The sequence below is a fragment of the Aquabacterium sp. genome, from assembly GCF_029946005.1.
Taxonomy (GTDB): Bacteria; Pseudomonadota; Gammaproteobacteria; order Burkholderiales; family Burkholderiaceae_C; genus Aquabacterium.
Genome location: NZ_JAQSDR010000008.1, coordinates 261954 through 283383, shown reverse-complemented (window position 1 = coordinate 283383; position 21430 = coordinate 261954). Strand labels below are relative to the sequence as shown.

The 21430-nt window shown below is 62.3% G+C and carries 18 protein-coding genes; 10 read left to right on the top strand and 8 right to left on the bottom strand.

Annotation, left to right across the window (positions count from 1 at the left end):
• Positions 1-3: 3 nt before the first annotated feature.
• From PSV38_RS06340 to PSV38_RS06330, 3 genes are all read right to left on the bottom strand, one after another.
• Entirely contained in the window at positions 4-1101 is a 1098-nt protein-coding gene (locus tag PSV38_RS06340; RefSeq protein ID WP_300545990.1) for an AI-2E family transporter, read from the bottom strand.
• 45 nt (positions 1102-1146) lie between these two features.
• Positions 1147-1899, bottom strand: coding sequence for a hypothetical protein (locus tag PSV38_RS06335; RefSeq protein ID WP_300545989.1), 753 nt, complete (start codon positions 1897-1899; stop codon positions 1147-1149).
• 96 nt (positions 1900-1995) lie between these two features.
• The gene (locus PSV38_RS06330) at positions 1996-2715 is read right to left on the bottom strand and encodes a hypothetical protein (RefSeq protein ID WP_300545988.1); all 720 of its coding nucleotides are present in this window, start codon (positions 2713-2715) and stop codon (positions 1996-1998) included.
• Positions 2716-2849: 134 nt separating this feature from the next.
• Here PSV38_RS06330 and plsY point away from each other — a divergent pair, with 134 nt between their 5' ends.
• Both plsY and PSV38_RS06320 read left to right on the top strand, forming a co-directional pair.
• Positions 2850-3488: a glycerol-3-phosphate 1-O-acyltransferase PlsY gene (gene plsY / locus PSV38_RS06325; protein WP_300545986.1), complete on the top strand. Its 639-nt coding sequence runs from the start codon at positions 2850-2852 to the stop codon at positions 3486-3488.
• 5 nt (positions 3489-3493) lie between these two features.
• Positions 3494-3883, top strand: coding sequence for a glutaredoxin family protein (locus PSV38_RS06320; protein WP_300545984.1), 390 nt, complete (start codon positions 3494-3496; stop codon positions 3881-3883).
• On the opposite strand, the gene PSV38_RS06315 is transcribed toward PSV38_RS06320, so the two are convergent.
• The 5 genes from PSV38_RS06315 to PSV38_RS06295 all read right to left on the bottom strand — a co-directional run bounded on the left by PSV38_RS06315 (position 3855) and on the right by PSV38_RS06295 (position 8385).
• Complete coding sequence (locus PSV38_RS06315; RefSeq protein WP_300545982.1) at positions 3855-4490, bottom strand: L-threonylcarbamoyladenylate synthase; 636 nt, start codon at positions 4488-4490, stop codon at positions 3855-3857. The two genes, PSV38_RS06320 and PSV38_RS06315, sit on opposite strands and share 29 nt — an antisense overlap.
• Positions 4491-4499: 9 nt before the next feature.
• Positions 4500-5357 (bottom strand): 3',5'-nucleoside bisphosphate phosphatase, encoded by an 858-nt coding sequence (locus PSV38_RS06310; RefSeq protein WP_300545981.1) that lies wholly within the window; start codon positions 5355-5357, stop codon positions 4500-4502.
• Positions 5358-5434: 77 nt separating this feature from the next.
• Positions 5435-5800, bottom strand: coding sequence for a DUF1801 domain-containing protein (locus PSV38_RS06305; RefSeq protein ID WP_300545980.1), 366 nt, complete (start codon positions 5798-5800; stop codon positions 5435-5437).
• Positions 5801-6022: 222 nt separating this feature from the next.
• Positions 6023-6592 (bottom strand): dCTP deaminase, encoded by a 570-nt coding sequence (gene dcd, locus PSV38_RS06300; RefSeq protein WP_300545979.1) that lies wholly within the window; start codon positions 6590-6592, stop codon positions 6023-6025.
• A gap of 53 nt (positions 6593-6645) precedes the next feature.
• Entirely contained in the window at positions 6646-8385 is a 1740-nt protein-coding gene (locus tag PSV38_RS06295; RefSeq protein WP_300545978.1) for a bifunctional protein-serine/threonine kinase/phosphatase, read from the bottom strand.
• A gap of 221 nt (positions 8386-8606) precedes the next feature.
• Here PSV38_RS06295 and nirB point away from each other — a divergent pair, with 221 nt between their 5' ends.
• The 8 genes from nirB (at position 8607) to PSV38_RS06255 (ending at position 21399) form a co-directional block, all read left to right on the top strand.
• Complete coding sequence (gene nirB / locus PSV38_RS06290; protein WP_300545976.1) at positions 8607-11039, top strand: nitrite reductase large subunit NirB; 2433 nt, start codon at positions 8607-8609, stop codon at positions 11037-11039.
• Positions 11040-11156: 117 nt separating this feature from the next.
• A complete protein-coding gene (locus PSV38_RS06285) occupies positions 11157-11909 on the top strand; it encodes a type IV pili methyl-accepting chemotaxis transducer N-terminal domain-containing protein (protein WP_300545974.1) in 753 nt (250 codons plus the stop codon).
• Between the two features lie 75 nt (positions 11910-11984).
• On the top strand, positions 11985-12341 hold the full coding sequence (nirD, locus tag PSV38_RS06280; protein ID WP_300545973.1) for a nitrite reductase small subunit NirD: 357 nt from the start codon (positions 11985-11987) through the stop codon (positions 12339-12341).
• Complete coding sequence (locus PSV38_RS06275) at positions 12338-15175, top strand: nitrate reductase (RefSeq protein WP_300545972.1); 2838 nt, start codon at positions 12338-12340, stop codon at positions 15173-15175. Before nirD ends, PSV38_RS06275 begins: the two co-directional genes overlap by 4 nt.
• A gap of 19 nt (positions 15176-15194) precedes the next feature.
• Positions 15195-16130, top strand: a complete 936-nt coding sequence (ybiB, locus tag PSV38_RS06270) for a DNA-binding protein YbiB (RefSeq protein ID WP_300545971.1) — start codon at positions 15195-15197, stop codon at positions 16128-16130.
• Positions 16131-16334: 204 nt separating this feature from the next.
• Positions 16335-18365, top strand: coding sequence for a TonB-dependent receptor (locus PSV38_RS06265; RefSeq protein ID WP_300545970.1), 2031 nt, complete (start codon positions 16335-16337; stop codon positions 18363-18365).
• A gap of 2 nt (positions 18366-18367) precedes the next feature.
• Positions 18368-18985: a YfiR family protein gene (locus PSV38_RS06260; RefSeq protein ID WP_300545969.1), complete on the top strand. Its 618-nt coding sequence runs from the start codon at positions 18368-18370 to the stop codon at positions 18983-18985.
• Positions 18982-21399: an ATP-binding protein gene (locus tag PSV38_RS06255; RefSeq protein ID WP_300545968.1), complete on the top strand. Its 2418-nt coding sequence runs from the start codon at positions 18982-18984 to the stop codon at positions 21397-21399. The genes PSV38_RS06260 and PSV38_RS06255 overlap by 4 nt, the downstream gene beginning before the upstream one ends.
• Positions 21400-21430 lie beyond the last annotated feature (31 nt).

Here is a 21430-nt window from a genome sequence, read left to right as displayed (position 1 = left end):
ACATCACCCCTGTTCTGGGTCGGGCGTGCCCAGGAATGCACGACTGCGGCGATAGCTGGTCAGGGCACGGCGAGCCAACACCAGCAGCAAGGCACTCACAGGCAAAGCGATCAAGACGCCCACAAAGCCCAGGGCTTGTCCAAACAACAACAGCGCAAAGATGACCGCCAGCGGGTGCAGACCGATGCGCCCGCCCACCAGACGTGGCGTGAGGAAAAAGCTTTCAAGCACCTGCCCCCCGCCATACACCACAGCCACCGCGATGAGTGGGTACGCCATGCCAGAGGTGGTTGGGCTGAACTGCAGGACGCCAGACAGCAGTGCCAGCACCAGCCCCACGCCAAAGCCGAGGTAAGGAATGCACATGGCCAGCCCCGTGAACACGCCAATGGGCAATGCCAGCTTGAAACCGGCCAAGGCCAAGGCCACGCTGTAGAACACGGCCATGATCAGCATGACCAACACCTGCCCCCGCAGGAATTGCCCTAAAACCTCGTCGCAATCGGTCAACACCTCTTTCACGGCGGGGCGCCAGCGCGGTGGAAGCAAACGCCAGCCTCGGTCAATGATGTCATCCCAATCCATGAGCCAGTAAAACGCCAGCATGGGCACCATCAGCAGAAAACCCAGCAGCGTCATCAAGCCGCCGCCACCGATCAGCACCGAACTCACGATCGCCCCAGCCCATTGCGATGCGTGGGAGTTGATCCACTCGACCAGCATCGCCTTGCCTTCTTCCAGGCTGGGCAGCTCCACCCCCAATTGCGACAGCCAAGGTTGCACGCTGATCCAAACGTTCGAGAACAGGTCGGGGACCTGGGCCTTGAGCATGGGCACCACCTGCGACACGATGGGCACCAGCAAAACCAGCAAGGTCAGCACCATCAACAGGGCCAACAGCACGCACAAGGCCACGGACACAGCACGGGGCACCCCGCGCTTGACCAGGCTGTCCACCGCAGGTTTGAGGCCATAGGCCAGCACCAGGCTGAGCATGAAAGGCGCCAGCGCGGCGGCAAACTTCCAAACGAACAGCACCAGGACCGCGATCAGCAGGCCCCAGGCGAGTTTGGGCTTGTAAGAGTCATTCAACGATGTCATGTGACGAGGATTCTATAGACCTCCTCGGTGACCACCACGCCGACGTCACCGTTTGGCGTTGCCGTACACCGCGCGCCGCGCCGACTCCAGATCGCGCTCCAGCGCCGCCTGGTCGCGCTTGCCCTCGGGTTGGGCCTGCCAGGACGCCACGATGGCCGACTGGCGGCGCTTGAACTCCGTCAAGCGCTCCGCTTCGCGGGCGGCTTGTTCTGCGTCAGGCTGGGGTGCCCGGGCTTCAAACTTGCTGCGCATCTCAATCAGGCGTTGCTCCCTGAGGCGTTCGTCGGATTCCAGGTCGGTCAACAAGGCGGTGCTCAGCAACAAGGCCTCGCCCATGGTGACCTCGCCCTTGGCCAAGCGATCGGGCACCTGGGTCAGCAGGCTTTCGGCCAATTGGTGGCGCTGATGCACATCGCGAGAATCCGCGAGCGCCTGCCATTGCTCAAAACTGCGCTGAAACCGCAGGTAAGTCACCACGCGTTCCATCTCGGCTTGGCCATTGGGCTGGCTGCTCATCGCAGCTTTCAAGGCGGCCCAGTCCTCTGGTGTGAAATCAGAGGGCCGCCCATCGGCAAGCAACGTGGGCGTTGAAGCTGCGCCAACCACCACCTCCGCGAAGACCGGCCTCTGCGGAGTCAGCACTGGCGCTGACGCTGACGACGACACCACCTCGCTGGCATGCAAGGCTTCCTGATGCGCCTGCCACCACCAAACACCTCCACCGACAGCCAGCCCGCCGATCAGCGCGGCGAGCCATGATCGCTGCCAGAACTTGGTACTTTCTCGATATGTGATCATGAACGCCAAAAGCCAATGTCAGGGAAACCGGTGGATTGTCGGCACTGAGTCACGACCGAAAGCATGGGACAAACCCACGACACCCACATCCTCGGTTCAGCGCGAAAGGCGGCTGCGCTCTTCCAGGGCTTGCTGCACCTTGGCCGGGTCCGGATTGGGGCCTTCCGTGAGGAGGCCAGGAAGGATGCGCAGATCTTCCACCTTTTTTTGCTCCGCCTGGACTTGTGCATCATCCGTGGGCTGGGGCGCGGCGAAGGCCATCTTCTTGCCCCACTCTTCCACTTGCTGTTCACGCTTTTTCTCATCGGGCTCGAGGTCTGACAGCAAAACCGTGGTCATCATCAGCGCCTCGCTCAAGGAGAACTCCCCCTTGGCCAGGCGATCAGGCATCTGGTTCAGGAGGCTTTGCGCCAGTTGGTGACGCTGCTGCGCATCGCGCGCGTCCTCCAGGGATTGCCATTGTTCGAAACTGCGCTGAAAGCGCATGTAGCTCAGCACCTTGTCGACTTCGGGCTTGAGCTGCGGCTTGCTCTTCATGGCCTTGTCCAGGGCCGACCACACGCCAGGCGTGAAATCGGAGGGGCGGCCATCGGACAAGATGGTGGGATCGGTGGAGACGGCCAATGCAGGCGTTGTCGGCGCGACTGTGCTGCTGGTGGCCGCCATGGGCTCGGAGGCCGCGGAACTGACTTGGGTGGTTGCGTCTGGTCCGGAATGCCCCGCGAACCACCACACCCCAGTGCCAACTACCGCGCTGCCGATGAGCGCGATCAACAAAGGACGTTGCCAGGAATTTTTAGATTGATACGTAATCATGATGTCCACAACCGATGTCAGAGAAACCCGCAGATTGTCGCCAATTTGCCCCGTCCTTCAGCATGGCATAAACCCACAAACTGTGTAAACGCAACCACTACACTGGCGACCTGTTTCAACGCCGCACAGAACTCATGGATTCGCTTGTTACCGATTCCCCACTGGTCACCGCCGTGGCCGCCGTGTTGTCCTACCTCGTGGGGTCCCTCTCATTTGCCGTGATCGTGAGCCGCCTGTTTGGCTTGAGTGACCCGCGCACCTACGGATCGGGCAACCCTGGCGCGACCAATGTGCTGCGCTCCGGCCACAAGGGCGCCGCCATCCTGACCTTGCTGTTTGACGCACTCAAGGGCTATGTGCCGGTGGCAATTGCCCAGCGCATGGGCATGGACCAAACCACCGTCACCTTGGTGGGACTGGCGGCCTTTCTGGGACACCTCTGGCCGATCTTCTTTCGCTTTGAAGGCGGCAAAGGCGTGGCCACGGCGGCGGGCGTGTTGCTGGCCTTTGAACCCACGCTGGGCGGGTTGGTGCTGGCGGTGTGGCTGCTGATGGCCGTGGTGTTCCGCTACTCATCGCTGGCGGCACTGGCGGCCTCGCTGGCCGCGCCAGTCATTCAGTGGCAACTCATGGGCATCAGCACCATGACCATCGGTGTGGCCATCATGAGCGCCCTGCTGATCTGGCGACATGCCGCCAACATCCGCAAGCTGCTGGCTGGGCAGGAAAGCAAGCTCGGTCAGAAAACCGCCCCCACGCCACCTCAGCCTTGAACAACATGGCCCAAAGACGTCATCAATGGTGGGTGCTGGTCGGCATCATGCTGGTGTTCGTGGGTGGCAGCAAAGGCTGGGCTTGGTGGACGCAGGAGCGCGCAGCGTCTACCGCCCGACAACTCGCCAAGCCGGGCGACATCACGATGTACTCCACCGAGAGTTGCGTCTACTGCGCCAAGGCTGCGGATTGGTTGGACAGCCACCAGGTGCCCTGGCAAGAATGCGATGTCGAATTGAACGCCGTGTGCCGACAAGCCTATGAGTCGCAAGGCGCACCGGGTACGCCGCTGATGCGCGTCAAAGGCCAATGGCACCTGGGCTTTGATGCCCAGTGGTTGAGCCAGGCCCTGCAGTTGACACCGATCAGGCCAACGCCGCCAGCCCAACCCTAGCCAGGTCGCCACGGCCTTGGCGGATCACCACGGCATCGCCCGAACTCAGGTCGATCACGGTCGTGGGCTCCAGCGGACAAGCGCCTGAATCGATCACGGCCTGCACCTGTTTTTGCAGACGCTCGCGGATGTCGTTGGCATCGTTGAGGGCCAACTCCTCGCCCGGCATGATCAGCGTGGTGCCCAGCAAGGGCTGACCCAGAATTTCCAGCAAGGCCTGGGCGACCGTGTGCTCGGGAACGCGCAAACCGACCGTGCGACGAGAGGGGTGAGAGACTCGACGAGGCACCTCTTTGGTCGCCTCAAGGATGAAGGTGTACGGACCGGGCGTGCCCAGCTTGAGCAGCCGGTACTGGCGGTTGTCTACACGGGCATAGTTGGCCAGCTCGGACAGATCCCGGCACAGCAAGGTCAGGTGATGGCGCTCATCCACCGCACGGATGCGCCGCAAGGCCGTCGCCGCATCCTTGTCGTCGAGCCGACAAACCAGGGCATAGCTGGAATCGGTGGGCAAAGCGACGACCCCTCCTTTGTGGAGGATGTCGGCGGCCTGTTTCAGCAAGCGCGTTTGCGGATGCTGCGGGTGCACTTCAAAGTATTGAGCCATGGAGCCCTTTCAGGGTTGAAAGATGCGGTGCTCCAGGGCCTGCCACACGGGCGTCAAACGGCCAGGCAAATCGGGCAAGGTACCCAGGTCGGTGTGACTTTCAGCAGGGTCGTGAAAGTCGGAGCCCCGCGAGGCCAGGAGGTCGAATTCAATCGCCATGTCGGCGTACTTGGCGTACTCCGGCACGGTGTGGCTGCCGGTGACGACTTCCACGCCGCGTCCGCCATGCGCTTTGAACTCGGTGAACAGTGCGTACTCTTCGTTGGGGGTGAAACCGTAGCGCCCCGGGTGGGCAATGACAGCCTCTCCACCAGCTTCGGTGATCCAGTGGATGGCGTCAGACAGCGTTGCCCAGCGGTGCTCCACGTAACCGGGCTTGCCTTCGGTCAGGTAGCGCTTGAAGACGTCGTGGGCCTCGGAGCACACGCCAATCTCCACCAGATAGCGTGCGAAGTGCGTGCGCGAAATCAGATCGGGGTTGGCGACGTAGCGCAGTGCGCCTTCAAAGGCATTCGGGATGCCCACTTTGGCAAGACCCTCGGCCATGTCGCGAGCACGGCGCTCACGACCGCCACGGGTGTCCACCAGGCCTTGCTGCAAACTGGGGTGATCCGGATCGAAGCCCAGGCCGACGATGTGCACCGTCTTGCCCGCAAAGGTGACGGACACTTCAGAACCGGTCAGGTAAGCCATGCCTTGCGCCTGAGCAGCGGCCCTGGCACGATGCTGCCCGCCGACTTCATCGTGGTCGGTCAGCGCCCACAGTTGCACCCCGTTGCGCTTGGCCCGTTCAGCCAGGGCTTCCGGGGTCAATGTGCCATCGGACACATTGGAATGACAATGAAGGTCAGCGTTGAGCAGGTGCATGGATGTCCGTTGTTTCAGAGGACATTTTACAAACCCGCCATGATCGTGACCATCCGGGATTGCAATAACCACACCAACTAGCGGCCCCAGGCTCGCAAACAGGCCTGGGTCAGCTCTTTCACGAGTTGGCCGTTGACGGGGATGCGGTAACGGGTTTTGATGTGGCGCATGCCTCGGCCAGCGCCTTCCAGCTCGGGAAACTCGCCCATCAACAGCACGCCATTGAAGACCTGCAAGTGCGCATTGGCCTTGTGCAGCACGATGGCCATGACGTTGTCACGGTCGTTGACGAAGCACAAATTGCCCCATTTGACCTCTTGGCGCAAATGGGGCGCCGCTTCCAGGATGGCCTGCTGCATGGCCTGCGCGGTGTCACGCTGCTCTGGACGAAGACTGTCAAAAAATGCGCTGATTAAAGCGGGGGAGTGAAGCGGACGGCGCATGGGGAAAAGCCCGAAAAATAAATACAACATGGGGCATTGACGCACATCCACCCCCTCTCGAAAGCCGACGATGACTTCGCGTGGATGTAAAGCACGAACACCTGTTCTCGGTGCTTTGACGTGCTGCGACGCAATCAAAGCCGACCGATCAATTGTAACTGATCGTAATCACTCCTGAATCCTTCAGATGAAGGGTCATGTGTGAATGTCGGCAATAACTGATTAAGTTTTAGGCAGGGTTACGCCGGTTTGACCCTGGTATTTGCCACCCCGGTCACGGTAACTGGTTTCACATACTTCATCGCTTTCAAAAAACAGCACTTGTGCACACCCTTCGCCAGCGTAGATTTTGGCGGGCAACGGGGTGGTGTTGCTGAATTCAAGGGTGACGTAACCTTCCCATTCGGGCTCGAAGGGCGTGACGTTGACGATGATGCCGCAGCGGGCGTAGGTGCTCTTGCCCAGGCAAATGGTCAGGACGCTGCGAGGAATCCGGAAATACTCCACGGTGCGCGCCAACGCAAAACTGTTCGGCGGAATGATGCAGTAATCGCCTTGCACATCGACAAAGCTGCGCTCATCGAAATTCTTCGGATCAACCACCGTGGAGTGGATGTTGGTGAAGATTTTGAATTCGTTGGCACAACGGATGTCGTAGCCGTAACTGCTGGTGCCATAACTGACGATGCGCTGCCCATCCGCCGTCGCCCTGACCTGACCAGGCTCGAAGGGTTCGATCATGCCGTGCTCTTGGGCCATCTGGCGGATCCAGCGGTCTGACTTGATGCTCATGGGGGTCTCTCTCGTACTCGACAGCCGCGATTGTCACTGATTGCGAGGCGGCCTCAGGTTCGGGGCAAGAAGGCCAGCCAGTAAATGAGCAGCAAATTGAACAGGATGGACACCCCCAGGGCAATCTGCCACAGGACCACGGGGTCGCGCGCCATCAGGGGCGTGGCGTGCGGCGCAGACAAGGGCCGAGAGGCCCCTCGCTCCAGGGCAAGCAGCAATTCCTCCGCAGTTTCAAAACGCATTTTCTGATCACGGGCCACGGCTTTCAACACGATGTGGTCCAGCCAAATGGGCACGTCCGGACGGATCCGCGAGGGGGCCACCGGGTCGCGCCGGTAGCGGCCGATCTGGTACGGCTCGATGTCGCCATAAGGCAATCGCCCACCGGTGAGCCATTGGTACAGGGTCACGCCCAAAGCGAACAGGTCGCTTTGTGGGTTGGCCATGGACTCGGAGGGAACTGCGCTCCATTGCTCGGGATTCATGTAGCTGGGCGTGCCTGCATGCAACTCGCGCAACGCCTGCGGCTCCTTGCCGGACAGTGCCACGCCCAGGTCCAGCACACGCCACAAGCCGTCGTCGCCCAATTGCACGTTGTCAGGTTTGATGTCGCGGTGGATGACGCCGTGTTGATGCAGGCGGCCTAAGGATCGGGCCACCGTGGTTGCGCCTTCGATGATGTCGTGAACGCTGAAATGCTGCTTGCTGGCCAGCATGGCGCCCAAGGTGGTGCCGGAGTGCCACTCAAAAAGTGTGTAGAACGCAGTGGGTTGATGGGGCTCAAAGACCTTGACCCAGCCTCGCGCATCGCGGTCGGTGACGCGGGCGCCGAGCCAGGCCTCGTGCGCCAGCATGGCCCGCTCTTCGGGATCGCTGGCCTGCGCTTCGTGCAAGGTCTTGAGGGCCATCAACTGACCCGTGCTTTCGTCCAGCACGCGGTAAAGGCGGTGCACGCCGTTGTTGAAGACGTCCGCCTGCACGCGCAAGCCGTCCAGCACATCGCCTTCTTTCAGCTTGGGCGGCACAGGCAGCAAGCGCCCTCGCCTTTCAGCATCCTCCAGCAAAGCGGCGGCCAGGCCTTTGATGCGGATGACCAGGGCCGTGGCGTTGTCTCGGCCGCCGCCGTTGACGGCTTTGGACACCAGCGCGTCACTGGCTTCCTGGGCAGTACCTTGTTCGGCCAACACCCGCAACTGCTTGGCCTTCAGCACGCCGTGCACGCCATCCGTGGTCAGCACAAAGGTGTCGCCGATCTGCAGATCACCTTCGATGTAGTCCACGCGCACGCCATCGTCCAGGCCCACCGCACGCGTCAAGCCGTTCTGGAACTCCAAGGGCCCCAAGGTGTGGTCTTGCGTGAGTTGAGTGCACTCGCCAGCCCGGATGAGGTAGGCACGGCTGTCGCCCACATGGCCCAGGGTGAAGCCATGGCCGCGCAAGACCAAGGCGGTCAAGGTGGTCATGGCGGCCATGCCCCCGCCGGTTTCGGACCGGACGCCCTGACGGCGGCGGTTGTGGTCGGCCAGCCAGGCGTTTTGCGCGGAGATGACGCGGTCCAGGGCCACGGTGGTGTCCCAGGTGGCAGGGGTGGCGTAATAGTCGGACACCAGGCCCAACACCGAGGTCTGGGCGGCTTCCAACCCCAGGCCACCACTGGAGACGCCATCCGCAATCGCAGCGATCACGCCCCATGCCTCTTCGTGGGGCGCGGGGCGCGCAGCGGCCGCAAAGTCCTCCAAACCCTCACGCGGCCCACGGTGGGTCGCCTGGCCCACCTCGATGTCAAAGCTCATTTTTCAGGTCTCATTTCACGTGACAAGGGCCGCTGCGCACCAACTTGATACACACCCAGCGGCTTTTGAAGCCTGAATGCAAGATTCTTGCCCACAGGCGGTGCGCGATTGCCGCGCCCTTGAATCGAACCACAGTGGTGCGCACCAAAAAGATCTGGCCTTGATATTGCTTCTTAAATACGGACAACGATCAAGATTTCCCTGCTGGGAGTTGGTGAACCATGAAGAAGATGAAGTTGGTGATGGTGGGCAATGGCATGGCCGGCGTCCGCACACTGGAAGAGCTGCTGAAGATCGCACCTGATCTGTACGAGATCACGGTATTCGGGGCCGAGCCACATCCCAACTACAACCGCATCTTGTTGTCGCCTGTGCTGGCCGGTGAGCAAACGGTCGATGAGATCATCCTCAATCCATTGGCCTGGTATGCGGAGCATGGCATCACGCTGCACCTGAACAAGAAGGTCACCAGCATCGACCGCAAGAAGCGCCTGGTGACGGCCGATGACGGCACGCAGGCCGAGTACGACCGCCTGCTGATCGCCACGGGCTCCAACCCCTTCATCCTGCCCGTGCCCGGCAAGGACTTGAAAGGCGTGATCGCCTACCGCGACATTGCCGACACGAACACGATGATCGAGGCCGCCACGACCCACCAGCACGCGGTGGTGATCGGGGGTGGCCTGCTGGGCCTGGAAGCGGCCAACGGGCTGATGTTGCGCGGCATGAGCGTGACCGTGGTGCACATCGCGCCCTGGTTGATGGAGCGCCAGTTGGACGACGTGGCCGGCAAGTTGCTGCAAAAGTCGCTGGAAGAGCGTGGCCTGAAATTCATGATCGGCGCGCAGACGCAAGAGCTGGTGGGCAATGCCGAAGGTCGCGTGCAATCGGTCAAGTTCAAAGATGGCACCGAGGTGCCGGCCGACTTGGTGGTCATGGCCGCGGGCATCCGTCCCAACACCGAGCTGGCCGAGAAAATCGGCATCCATTGCAACCGGGGCATCGTCGTCAACGACACCATGCAGACGGTGACCGACCCACGCGTGTATTCGGTGGGTGAATGCGCGGCGCACCGTGGCATCGCTTATGGCTTGGTGGCGCCATTGTTCGAGCAGGGCAAAGTGTGCGCCAACCACCTGGCCATGTTCGGCATTGGCCGCTACACCGGCTCGCAGGTGTCCACCAAGCTCAAGGTCACGGGCATTGATCTGTTCTCGGCCGGCGATTTTATGGGGGGTGATGGCACTGAAGAGGTCGTGCTGTCCGACCCGTTTGGCGGTGTCTACAAGAAGCTGGTGCTGCGGGACAACAAGCTGATCGGCGCCTGCCTGTATGGCGACACGGTGGATGGCAGCTATTACTTCAAGCTGATCCGCGAGGGCCGCAGCATCACCGAGGTGCGCGACAAGTTGATGTTTGGCGAGTCCAATATCGGCGACACCGGCCACCAGGGACACAGCAAGGCCGCCGCCATGCTGGACACCGATGAGGTCTGCGGCTGCAACGGCGTCACCAAGGGCGCGGTCTGCAAGGCCATCAAGGAAAAAGGCCTGTTCACCCTGGACGAGGTGCGCAAGCACACCAAGGCGAGCGCCTCGTGCGGATCTTGCACTGGCCTGGTCGAGCAACTGATCATGTTCACGGCCGGGGGCGACTACTCGTCCACACCCAAGAAAAAGGCCTTGTGCGGATGCACCGACCAAAGCCATCAGGATGTGCGCGAAGCCATCGTCGAGCAAAAGCTGATGAGCATTGATGGGGTTTACAAGGCGCTGGCCTGGCGCACACCGAATGGTTGCGCCACCTGCCGTCCGGCCGTCAACTACTACCTGATCAGCAGTTGGCCCAAGCAGGCCCAGGACGACCCGCAAAGCCGCTTCATCAACGAGCGCAGCCACGCCAACATCCAGAAGGATGGCACCTACTCGGTGATCCCGCGCATGTTCGGCGGCGAGACCACGGCGGCCGACCTCCGCCGCATCGCCGACGTGGCCGACAAGTACCAAGTGCCCACCATCAAGGTGACCGGTGGGCAGCGCATCGATTTGCTGGGCGTGAAAAAAGAAGACCTGGTGAACGTGTGGAAAGACCTGGACATGCCTTGCGGCCACGCCTACGCCAAGGCCTTGCGCACGGTCAAGACCTGCGTGGGCAGTGAGTGGTGCCGCTTTGGCACGCAAAACAGCAGCCAGTTGGGCATCGACATCGAAAAAGCGCTGTGGAAGATGTACGCGCCGCACAAGGTCAAGATCGCCGTGTCGGGTTGCCCGCGCAATTGCGCCGAGTCGGGCATCAAGGACGTGGGGATCATCGGGGTCGATTCGGGCTGGGAAGTTTATGTGGGCGGCAATGGCGGCATCAAGACCGAAGTAGCGCACTTCTTCACCAAGCTGAAGACGGCCGATGAAGTGATGGTGTACAGCGGGGCCTTCCTGCAGTTGTACCGCGAAGAGGGCTGGTACCTGGAGCGCACGGTGCACTGGATCCACCGCGTGGGCCTGGACTACGTCAAGAAAAAGATCCTGGACGATCACGAGGGCCGTCAGGCGCTTTGGGCCAGGTTGCAGTTCTCACTCGAAGGCGAGCCCGATCCCTGGTTCGACTTCCAAGAGGCCAAGGTGGATACCCGCCAGTTCGAGCCTTTGGCCATTTGAGTTTGATGGCAGGTTTGTTGTTGTTCACGTTGTTGTCAGGAAGTTCGAAGTATGTTGTGGCAGTCCCCGGTATCTCGTCGTGTGTGGATGAAAAATGGTCTGAAAGGCGGTTTGGCAATGACTGCATTGGCAACTCTGCCCGCACAGGCCCAAATCAACAGCTTGAATGGAGCCATCAACAAGGCCGGACGACAGCGCATGTTGTCTCAACGGATGGCCAAGGCCTGGCTCGCGATGGGGCAAGGGATTGATGCCGAGCGCGCAGAGAAGATCATGTTGGAGTCGATGGCCTTGTTCGACAGGCAGTTTGTGGAACTCAAAGTCTATGCACCGTCGCCCGAGATACGACGCACCTACCTTGCCATGGAGCCTTTGTGGAGCGACTACAAAAGCGCCTTGATTGGCCACACGCCCGAACGAAGCTCGACGCTCAATTTGTTGACGCTGGATGCCCAGGTCTTGAAGCTGGCCCACCAAGGCACCGAACAACTGGAGCAGTACTCAGGCCGCGCTGTGGGAAAATTGGTGAACCTGGCGGGACGGCAACGCATGCTGTCTCAACGCACGGCCAAGTTTTACCTGAGCCAGAACTGGGGCGCCCCCGTGCCCAATGCCCTGATGGAACTCAACAAGGCACGCACCGAATTCGTCACCGCATTGCAAACCCTGATGAACGCACCGCAAGCCACTGAAGCCATCCAGCAGCAGCTGGGCTTGGCCGAACAGCAATGGGTGTTCTTCGACCAGGCCTTGTCGCGCTTGGGCGAAGGCAGCGGCGGCGCACGCCGCGCACGCGATGTGTTTTCGACCAGTGAGCAGATTTTGCAGATCATGGACAAGGTCACCGGGCTTTACAGCCGCCTGACCTGATCCCCTATAAAAAGCGCCGCCCTTGCACGCAAGAGGTGGCCTCCCGCTGAGCATTTTTTTGAGAGATGAACGACCATGAGCCAATGGAAACCCATTTGCAGCGTTGACGACATCCCCGTGCTCGGTGCACGCCGGGTGACGCGCGCCCAAGGCACCGAAGTCGCCGTGTTCCGCACGGCCGATGACCAGATCTTTGCGCTGTTGGACCGTTGCCCGCACAAAGGCGGCCCCTTGTCGCAAGGCATCGTGTTTGGCCACAGCGTGGCTTGCCCCTTGCACAACTGGACCATTGGCCTGGAGGGCGGTTGCGCTCACGCACCCGATGAAGGCTGCACACCCAAGTTCAGCGTCAAGGTCGATGCAGGCCAGGTCTACCTGGATCTGGAAGAACTCAACAGCATCGCGCTGGACGATCCCAAGGCGCTTGCATGATCCCCATCCGCGCCACCCAGACACGCGCCACCTGCCCCTACTGCGGAACGGGCTGTGGCGTCTTGATCGAATCGGTCAAAGGCAAGATCATCAATGTGCAGGGCGACCCTGAGCACCCGGCCAACTTCGGCCGACTGTGCACCAAGGGCAGCACCCTGCACCTCACCGCCGCCACCTCGGTTCAACAGCAAACACGCCTGTTGACGCCCATGCGCCGCAGCACCCGTGGCACCGCGCCCACCGCCGTGGCCTGGGACGACGCGATGAATGAGGCCGCCGATCGCTTCGCGGCCATCATCCGCGAACATGGCCCCGAGGCTGTCGGCTTCTACGGCTCGGGCCAGCTGCTCACCGAAGACTATTACGTCATGAACAAGCTGGTCAAAGGCTTGATCGGGACCAACAACGTCGACACCAACTCACGCCTGTGCATGAGCAGCGCGGTGGCTGGTTACAAGGCCACGCTGGGATCCGATGCCCCACCGTCCTGCTACGACGACTTCCAGCACGCGCAAACCATCTTCATCGTCGGGGCCAACACCGCCTACGCCCACCCGATCCTGTTCCGCCGCATTGAAGACGCCAAGCGCGCCAACCCCGCGATGCGCATGATCGTGGCCGACCCGCGCAAGACCGAGACGGCCGAGATGGCCGACCTGTTCTTGCCCATCCTGCCCGGCACCGACGTGGCCTTGTTCCACGGCATGCTGCACATCATGCTGAACGAAGGCCTGGTGGACATGGGCTATGTCGAGCGCCACACCCAGGGCTTTGAAGCGCTGCAAGTCATCGTGCGCGACTTCACGCCCGAGGCCGTGGCCAGCGCCTGCGGCATCAGTCAAGATGACCTGATCAAGGCCGCGCGCTGGTTTGGCGATTCCACCGCCACCTTGTCGCTGTACTGCCAGGGCTTGAACCAAAGCAGCAGCGGCACCGACAAGAACGCCGCTCTCATCAACTTGCACCTGGCCACCGGCCAGATCGGCAAGGCTGGCGCCGGGCCTTTCTCATTGACTGGCCAGCCCAACGCCATGGGCGGTCGCGAAGTGGGCGGCATGGCCAACCTGCTCAGTGCGCACCGAGACCTGGGCAACGCGGATCACCGTGCCGAAGTAGCCGATCTGTGGGGCGTGCGTGATGTGCCTGCCAAGCCTGGCAAAACCGCGGTCGAGATGTTCGAAGCCGCGGCCAGGGGCGAGATCAAAGCCTTGTGGATCGCCTGCACCAACCCAGCTCAGTCGCTGCCCGACCAGGCCACGGTGCGCAAGGCGTTGGAGAAGGCCGAGTTCGTGGTCGTGCAAGAGGCTTTTGCCACCACGGCCACTTGCGCCTATGCCGACTTGCTCTTGCCCGCCACCACCTGGGGCGAAAAAGACGGCACCGTCACCAACAGCGAGCGCCGCATCAGCCGCATCCGCGCGGCCATTCCGGCTGCTGGCGAATCCCGCCACGACTGGGCCATTTTCTCGGACTTGGGCCGTCGTCTGGAAGAGCGTCTGCCCGAGCGCAGCGGTGCTTATCGCCGCGATGTGACCACCCTCTTTCCCTACGACACGCCCGAATCCATCTGGAACGAGCACCGCGAATTAACGCGCGGGCGCGATCTGGACATCACCGGCCTGAGCTACCAGATCCTCGAGACCACCGGCCCACAGCAGTGGCCCATGCCCGATGGCCAGGCCACTGGCAAGGTGCGCCTGTACGAAGATGGCATTTACCCCACACCCACTGGGCGGGCCAGCTTCTCGGCCATCCGTTACGAGCCGGTGGCCGAGGCGCGGGACGCGCGCTTCCAGTACTCACTGAACACAGGCCGCCTGCGCGACCAGTGGCATGGCATGAGCCGCACCGGCACGCTGGGGCGCTTGTTTGGCCACGTCAGCGAGCCTCTCATCGACATGAACCCCCAGGACATGGCGCGCCTGGGCTTGGCAGATGGTGACCTGGTGCAAGTGACCTCTCGCCGTGGCACGGCCGTGATCCCCGCGCAAGGCAGCGACGCCATCGCCGCCATGCAGGCCTTCATCGCCATGCACTGGGGTGAGGAATACCTCAGTGGCATCGATGCCGAAGGCCGCCCCATGACCGGCGTCAACGCGCTGACCGTGTCCACCTTTTGCCCCAAGTCCAAGCAACCTGAGCTCAAGCACGCAGCGGTCAAGATCAGCAAGGCCCAGTACCCGTGGCGCTTGCTGGCCGTGGCCTGGATGCCGCAAGACCAGGCCCTGGCGGTGCGCGAAGCGCTCAAGCCCTTGATGTCGGCATTCGCCTTCACCAGTTGCGTGCCTTTTGGCCGCGAAGGGCAAGCAGACGGTGGCTCTGGCAAGGTGGGGGTGCTGTTCCGCGCTGCCGCCCTGGAAGCGGCCAGCGATGCCTTGGTCGAACGCATCGAGTTGCTGCTGGGCATTGGCGGTGGCGACGTGCTGCGCTACCAGGACCGAAAACGTGGTCAGCGCCGTGCCATGCGCATGGCGCGCACCGACGATGGCCTGAAGCTGCAGGCCTTTGTGCTGGCCGGCGACATCAGCGCCGAGGCTTGGATACGCCCACTGCTGCAAGATGAGCTGGCGGCCGATGCCTACGGGCGGGCCTTGCTGTCGCCAGGCAGCACGCCTCCGGTCGCCGTGCAAAGCAAGGGACGCCAGGTATGCACCTGTTTCAACGTGACCGAGCCTTCCATCGTGGAAGCCCTGGCCACTTGCCCGGGCAACACCGATGAACGCCTGGCCAGCCTGCAAGGGCAACTCAAATGCGGCACCAACTGCGGGTCATGCATCCCCGAGTTGCGCAAGCTGATCAAGCTGCACCCCCTGCCCGTGACCACACCATCGTGAAACCGCGATAATCACGGGCATGAGCATCAGCGCGTACATCAAAGTCATTGGCCGGGGCAAAGACGGGGCCCGGCCCTTGACGGCCGAGCAGGCTCATGACCTGATGAGCCAGGTGCTGGCTGGTCAGGTCACAGACCTGGAAGTGGGGGCCTTTTGCCTGGCCATGCGCATCAAAGGCGAAGAGGTCAACGAGCTTGACGGCTTTGTGCGGGCCACGCTGGCCCATTGCTTGCCCATCCCCGGCGCGCCCTCTGGCGTGGTTGTGCTGCCCTCGTACAACGGCGCGCGCAAGCTGCCCAACCTGACCCCTTTGCTGGCCTTGCAACTGGCCAAGCAGGGCGTGGCCGTGCTGGTACACGGTCCACGGCACGACCCCACGCGAGTGACCACCGCCCAGGTGTTTGATGCACTGGGCCTGCCCACCGCCACCAGCGCACAAGACGTGCAGGACGCCTGGGAAGCTGGCCGCCCCGCCTTCATGGACATCGCCACGCTGTGCCCGCCACTGGCCAAGCTGCTTGATGTGCGCTGGACCATCGGCCTTCGCAATCCAGGGCACACCGTGGCCAAACTACTGGATCCCATCGTGGCAGCCGGGGACTCTCGGACCATGCGCGTGGTCAACCACACCCACCCCGAATACGCCATCTCCCTGAACGCATATCTCAAGCACGCGCAAGCCAATGCTTTGCTGATGCGAGGCACCGAAGGCGAACCGGTGGCAGACCCGCGCCGCCAGCCACGTTTTGATGTGTTCATCAATGGCTTGCGGGACGAAGGCCTGTCACGCGCGCCAGTCGATGGCGTGCTGACCGAGTTGCCCGAGCTACCCAGCGGTTTTGATGCCGACACTACCGCCGACTACATCCAGTCCCTGATGTCGGGCCTGCAGCCAGTGCCCGCCGCGATTTCTGCCCAAGTCAGCTGTTTGCGCCAAGCCTTGAAGCCAGCCTGAGCACGGCCCCCCAAGACAGGGGGCCAGATGCAACCTGATGTATACCGGACACCCGAAGAGGTACTCCCGTCATCAATAATGGTCATTCGGACACCCAAATCACAGAATGAGGGTGTTATTTCACGAATTTGTTCGGTAAAGCCCTCATGAGGGCGGTGCGCAAATTCGATTCAATCAGAAGCTTCCAAAGTTGTTTTGCCCCGGATGACGCCCGACGCCCCCAAACCCTGGTATCTGAGGCTCATCGCCACCGCCGCGCTCCTGGCGATCTCCTCATCATTGAGCTTGGCACACGCGCAAGTCAAAGGCGAAGCCGACGCATTGGCCAACTTGTCGTTGGAAGAGTTGATGCGGGTCGAGATCGTCTCGGCCAGCCGCCGCACCCAGGCATTGGCCGATGTGCCCGATGCCGTGCACGTCATCACCCGCGACGACATCCTGCGCTCAGGCGTGCGCTCGCTACCGGAAGCCTTGCGGATGGCCCCCGGCGTAGACGTGGCGCAAATGTCACCATCCGGTTGGGCCGTGGGCGTGCGCGGCGAAGCCGGTCGCTTCTCCAACAAGCTGCAGGTGCTGATCGATGGCCGCAGCGTATTCTCCCCCCTTTACAGTGGCGTGCTGTGGGAGGCCGAGCGCGTCCCCTTAGAAGACATTGAGCGCATCGAAGTCATCCGCGGCCCGGCAGGTTCGATCTGGGGCACCAATGCCGTCAATGGCGTGATCAACATCATCACCCGCGATGCTCAGCACACTCAGGGCAATCTGGCCGTGGCCAGCATGGGCAGCGATGGATCAGACCGCTTGCTGTTGCGCCATGGCACCCCCCTGGGCCAGGATGGCTGGCTGAAGCTCTTCGGGCAGGCCGACCGCCAGGCCGATTCCGTTGACTCATCAGGCGCCCCACAGAACAACCGGGCCCATGCCGAGACCATCGGGCTGCGCTTTGACCAGGTAGGCCGAAACGGTTCACGCTTGTCGATTCAAGGCCAGGCGCTGCGCTCCACCAAAAATGGTGAACTGCCCCTGCCCGACTTCACGAGCCTTGCCCTGACGCCGACAGTTCAGCGCACCGAGAAAGCCACCTTCACCGCCTCGCTCGACACCCCGCTGAACGCGTCTTCCGAATTGCATGTTCAAGCCACGCTGCAAAGCCAGCGCAATGGGCAAAGTGGCTATGCCAGCCAGCGGTCTCAATCGGCCGATGTGGACATTCAACACCGATGGCACCCTCGGGATTCGCGCCATGATGTGCTCTGGGGCTTGGGCGCGACCTGGTACGAGGACAAGATCTCCAGCATCCCCCTGGTCACGGTCGAACCCGGCGCACAGACCTTGGTGCACGGCCGGGTGTTCGCGCAGGATGAGTACGCCTTACTGCCCGATCAACTGATGCTCACCTACGGCGCCCGGGTTGACCACGATCCCTACTCCGGCGCGCAGGCTTCGCCCAATGCCCGACTGCTCTGGAAAATGAACGAGCGATCCTCCAGCTGGATCGCGGCATCGCGTGCCGTGCGCGCGCCAGCGCGTGGCGAGGCAGACGGCGGGATCAACTTTGATTTTCCGAACGGCGGCGCCCCCATCACTGCCCGCGGCGTGTTCAACCCCGGCGCCCGCATTGTCGAGAAAGTGACTGCCCTGGAGACCGGCTGGCGCAGCCAGGTGCGCCAGAACCTGTCGTTGGACGTGGCCGCCTTCATTCAACGCTACAGCCCTTTGCTTGGGTTTTCGCCCAACTTCCCGAACGACCTCACCATCGTCAGCGACACCACGGTCAATGGCCGCCGGGTGGTGACTGCAGCCCTGACCTCGGGCACGCGGGCCACCACGCGTGGCATTGAGCTGGCGGCCGACTGGCGCATTGCCAAATTCTGGCGCCAGCAGCTGGCCTACAGCTACATGGAGACCCGCTTCGACGCGCCCGCGATCATCACCACCCTGGGCGGCACCCCACGCTCCCTCATTTCCTTGCGCGAATCATTTGACCTGAACAGCCGCTGGATGCTGGACATCTGGCTGCGCTATACCTCGGCACGGAAAGATCCCATGGTGCCCTTTCTGGACGTGCCATCCCGCACGGCGCTGGACATCAACCTGCGCTGGGCAATGACCCCCGAGCTGACCCTGTCACTGGGTGGGCACAATCTGGGCCGCCAATACACCCAAGAGATCAACCCCCGCATTTCCTCATCGGTGGAGCGCGCCGCCTACGCCAAGGTGGAGGCTTCCTTCTGACCATGCAGCGCCCGAGCACGACCACCACGCAAGCACTGCTGAAAGCAGCGCTTGGCCGTTGGCGTGAATCGCTGCTGGTTCTGGCTTGCCTGGGCAGCGCCACCTATCCGGATGCCAGTCGGGCTGCCGAATCGGAAGCCAGCGAAGCCTCCATTCAGGCCGCCTACCTTTTCAACTTTGCCAGGTTCACCGAATGGCCCGCCAATGCCTTCGTGACCAAAACCGCACCGCTCAACGCCTGCTTGCTGGGCCGCCGAGAAGCCTTGGCCAATGCCATGCTCAGCCTCAATGACCGGCCAGTGCAAGGCCACCCTCTGCGTTTTTTCCAGCCGGAACGGGCCGATGAGCTCAAGCTGTGCCACCTGGTCTTCATCGCCGAGGCCGATGACCGCCGTCGTGCCCAATACCTGCAAATGCTGGCCAGCCAACCCACGCTGACCGTCAGCGACATCGACGGCTTCGCGCAGGAAGGCGGCATGATCCGAATCATGCGAGTGGGCACCCGGCTACGCTTCGAGATCAACCGCGCGCAGACCCAGAAGACTGGGTTGAAGCTGGCCGCCGACCTGCTCAACCTGGCCACCACGATTGTGGAACCCGAGAGCGGGGCCAGCCGATGAAGCCGTGGGTCGATCCCCGCCAATGGAGTTTCAGGCGCAAGCTGGCGCTGGTGCTGGCCGCCTCGACCATGCTGGCGGCCATTGTGCTGTTCGTGGCCACCACGGTGCTGGATCTGCGCTCCGAACGCAACCGGCTGTACACCAACACTTCCAGCGTCACACAGATTCTGGCGTTGAATGCCCGCGCGGCCTTGGCCTTTGGCGACTCGGACGCAGCCCGGGCGGTGCTCAACAGCCTCAATGCCCTGCCCGAGGTCAGCCAAGCCATTTTGCTGGACCCGGCCGGCCGAAAGTTCGCGGTGTTCGCCCGCGCGGAGATGTACGTCGATGCCACACCCGGGGTGAGCGATGAACTGATCAAACAGGCCATCAGCGTTCAGCAAGAACAGTCTTTGCGCTACGACTGGACCGCTTTGAGCCTGGCCCAACCCGTGGTGCTGGATGGCGCGCGCGTGGGCACCTTGCTGGTCGAGGTCGATCCCCGTCACATGCTGCATGGCATCTACTGGCGGGCGGGTCTCCTGCTGGGCTTGAGTCTGCTGGCCTCTCTGGCCGCCATGACCGTGTTGTTGCCCCTGCAGAAAAGCGTGATTCAGCCCATCGTCAAGCTAGCCGACACCATGCAAAAGGTCTCGCAAGACCACCAGTACGAGCTGCGGGTAAAGACCCACCACCATGACGAAATTGGCTCGCTCTACCAGGGCTTCAACGGCATGCTGGAGGAGATCCAGGCGCGCGATTCGGCCTTGGCCGCCTACAACGCCTCACTCGAAGACACGGTGACCATGCGCACGGTGCAATTGCGCCAGGCCAAGGAGGCGGCCGAAGAAGCCAACCGGTCCAAATCGCAGTTCCTGGCCAACATGAGCCACGAAATCCGCACGCCCATGAATGGTGTGCTGGGCGTGCTCGACCTGCTGAACGACAGCCTGCTGAACGACCGCCAGCGTCACTTTGTTGGCCTGGCGCGTTCGTCCGCCGAATCTTTGCTGGCCATCCTCAACGACATCCTTGACCTGTCCAAGATCGAAGCCCAGAGCATGCGGCTGGAGGCCATCCCCTTCGACCTGGGTGAGTTGGCCGAAGAAGTGGCCGGCCTGTTCGCGCAGGAAGCCCAGTCCAAAGGCCTTGAGCTGATCTGCGAAGTGGCCGCAGAGATTCCTCCCTTGCTGATTGGCGACCCTGTTCGCATTCGCCAGATCCTGGCCAATCTGATGTCCAACGCCATCAAGTTCACCACCGTGGGCGAGGTCATCACCCTTGTCAAGTTGAACCCTGCCGGCGAAGTCGAACTCACCATCCGCGACACCGGCATCGGCATTCCCATTCCGGTTCAGCAGAAGATTTTTGAAGCCTTCGCGCAAGCCGACGAGTCCACCACCCGCCGCTTTGGCGGGACCGGCCTGGGCTTGAGCATCACGCGCTACCTGTGCGAACTCATGGGCGGGCGCATCAGCCTGAGCAGCATTCCCACGCTGGGCTCCACCTTCGTGGTCAGACTGCCCCTGCCCCCGGTGGAACGCCCCGCCTTACAAGCTCCTGAGTCGGCAGAGCCATCATCCCTGGTCGGTCAGCGCGTGCTGGTCGTTGAGCCACATCCAGCCACTGCCGCCCTGCTCGTGCGCTACCTGAAGGCCCTGGGGCTGGTGACCACCTCGTGCCCCAGCGACCATGAAGCGGCGAAGCTCCTGGCGGAAGCCAGCGCCGCATTTGACCTGGCGGTGCGTTGCAACAGCGCAGGATCATCCGCGCCCCACGTGCTGCGCCAGGTGCCCACTGTGCTGTTGACTTCTCTGGAAGGCGACTTCTCGTCGGACCCGGAAGCCAACCGCCCTGCCCCACTGGTCTGGCTGAGCAAACCCATCCGTCGTCGCAGTTTGCAAGAAGCCTTGCACAGCGTATTCCAGCGGCAGCTGGCGAAAGACCCGCAGTGGAGCCGCGCGCCTTCGCCCGCCAAGCCAGCGGCGAGCGTTCGCGTCCTGCTGGCCGAGGACCACCCCGTCAACATCATCGTGGCCGAAGAGCAGTTGCGGCAATTGGGTTGCGAGGTTGTCATTGCCAACGATGGCGCCGAAGCCACGCAACTGTGGTCCTCGGCCCAGCAGTCGCACACCCCATTCGATTTGGTGTTGATGGACTGGCACATGCCTGTGCTCGACGGCCTGGGCGCCACCGAGGCCATCCGCCAATTCGAAGCCCAGCGTGACCTCAAGCCCACACCCATCATCGCGCTGACAGCCAACGCCATGAGCGAGGACCGTGAACGCTGCCTTGAGGTCGGCATGGACGACCACTTGGCCAAGCCCTTCGGGCGTGCGCAGTTGGCAGCACTGCTGGCCCGCTGGGCCCCGGGTTGGCGCGAGCCCCGCCGGGCGCGTCGTGGGCCCAATGCCCCTGCGGTGGTGCTGCCCTGATCGGACCGCGCTACATTGACCTGGTTTCAAT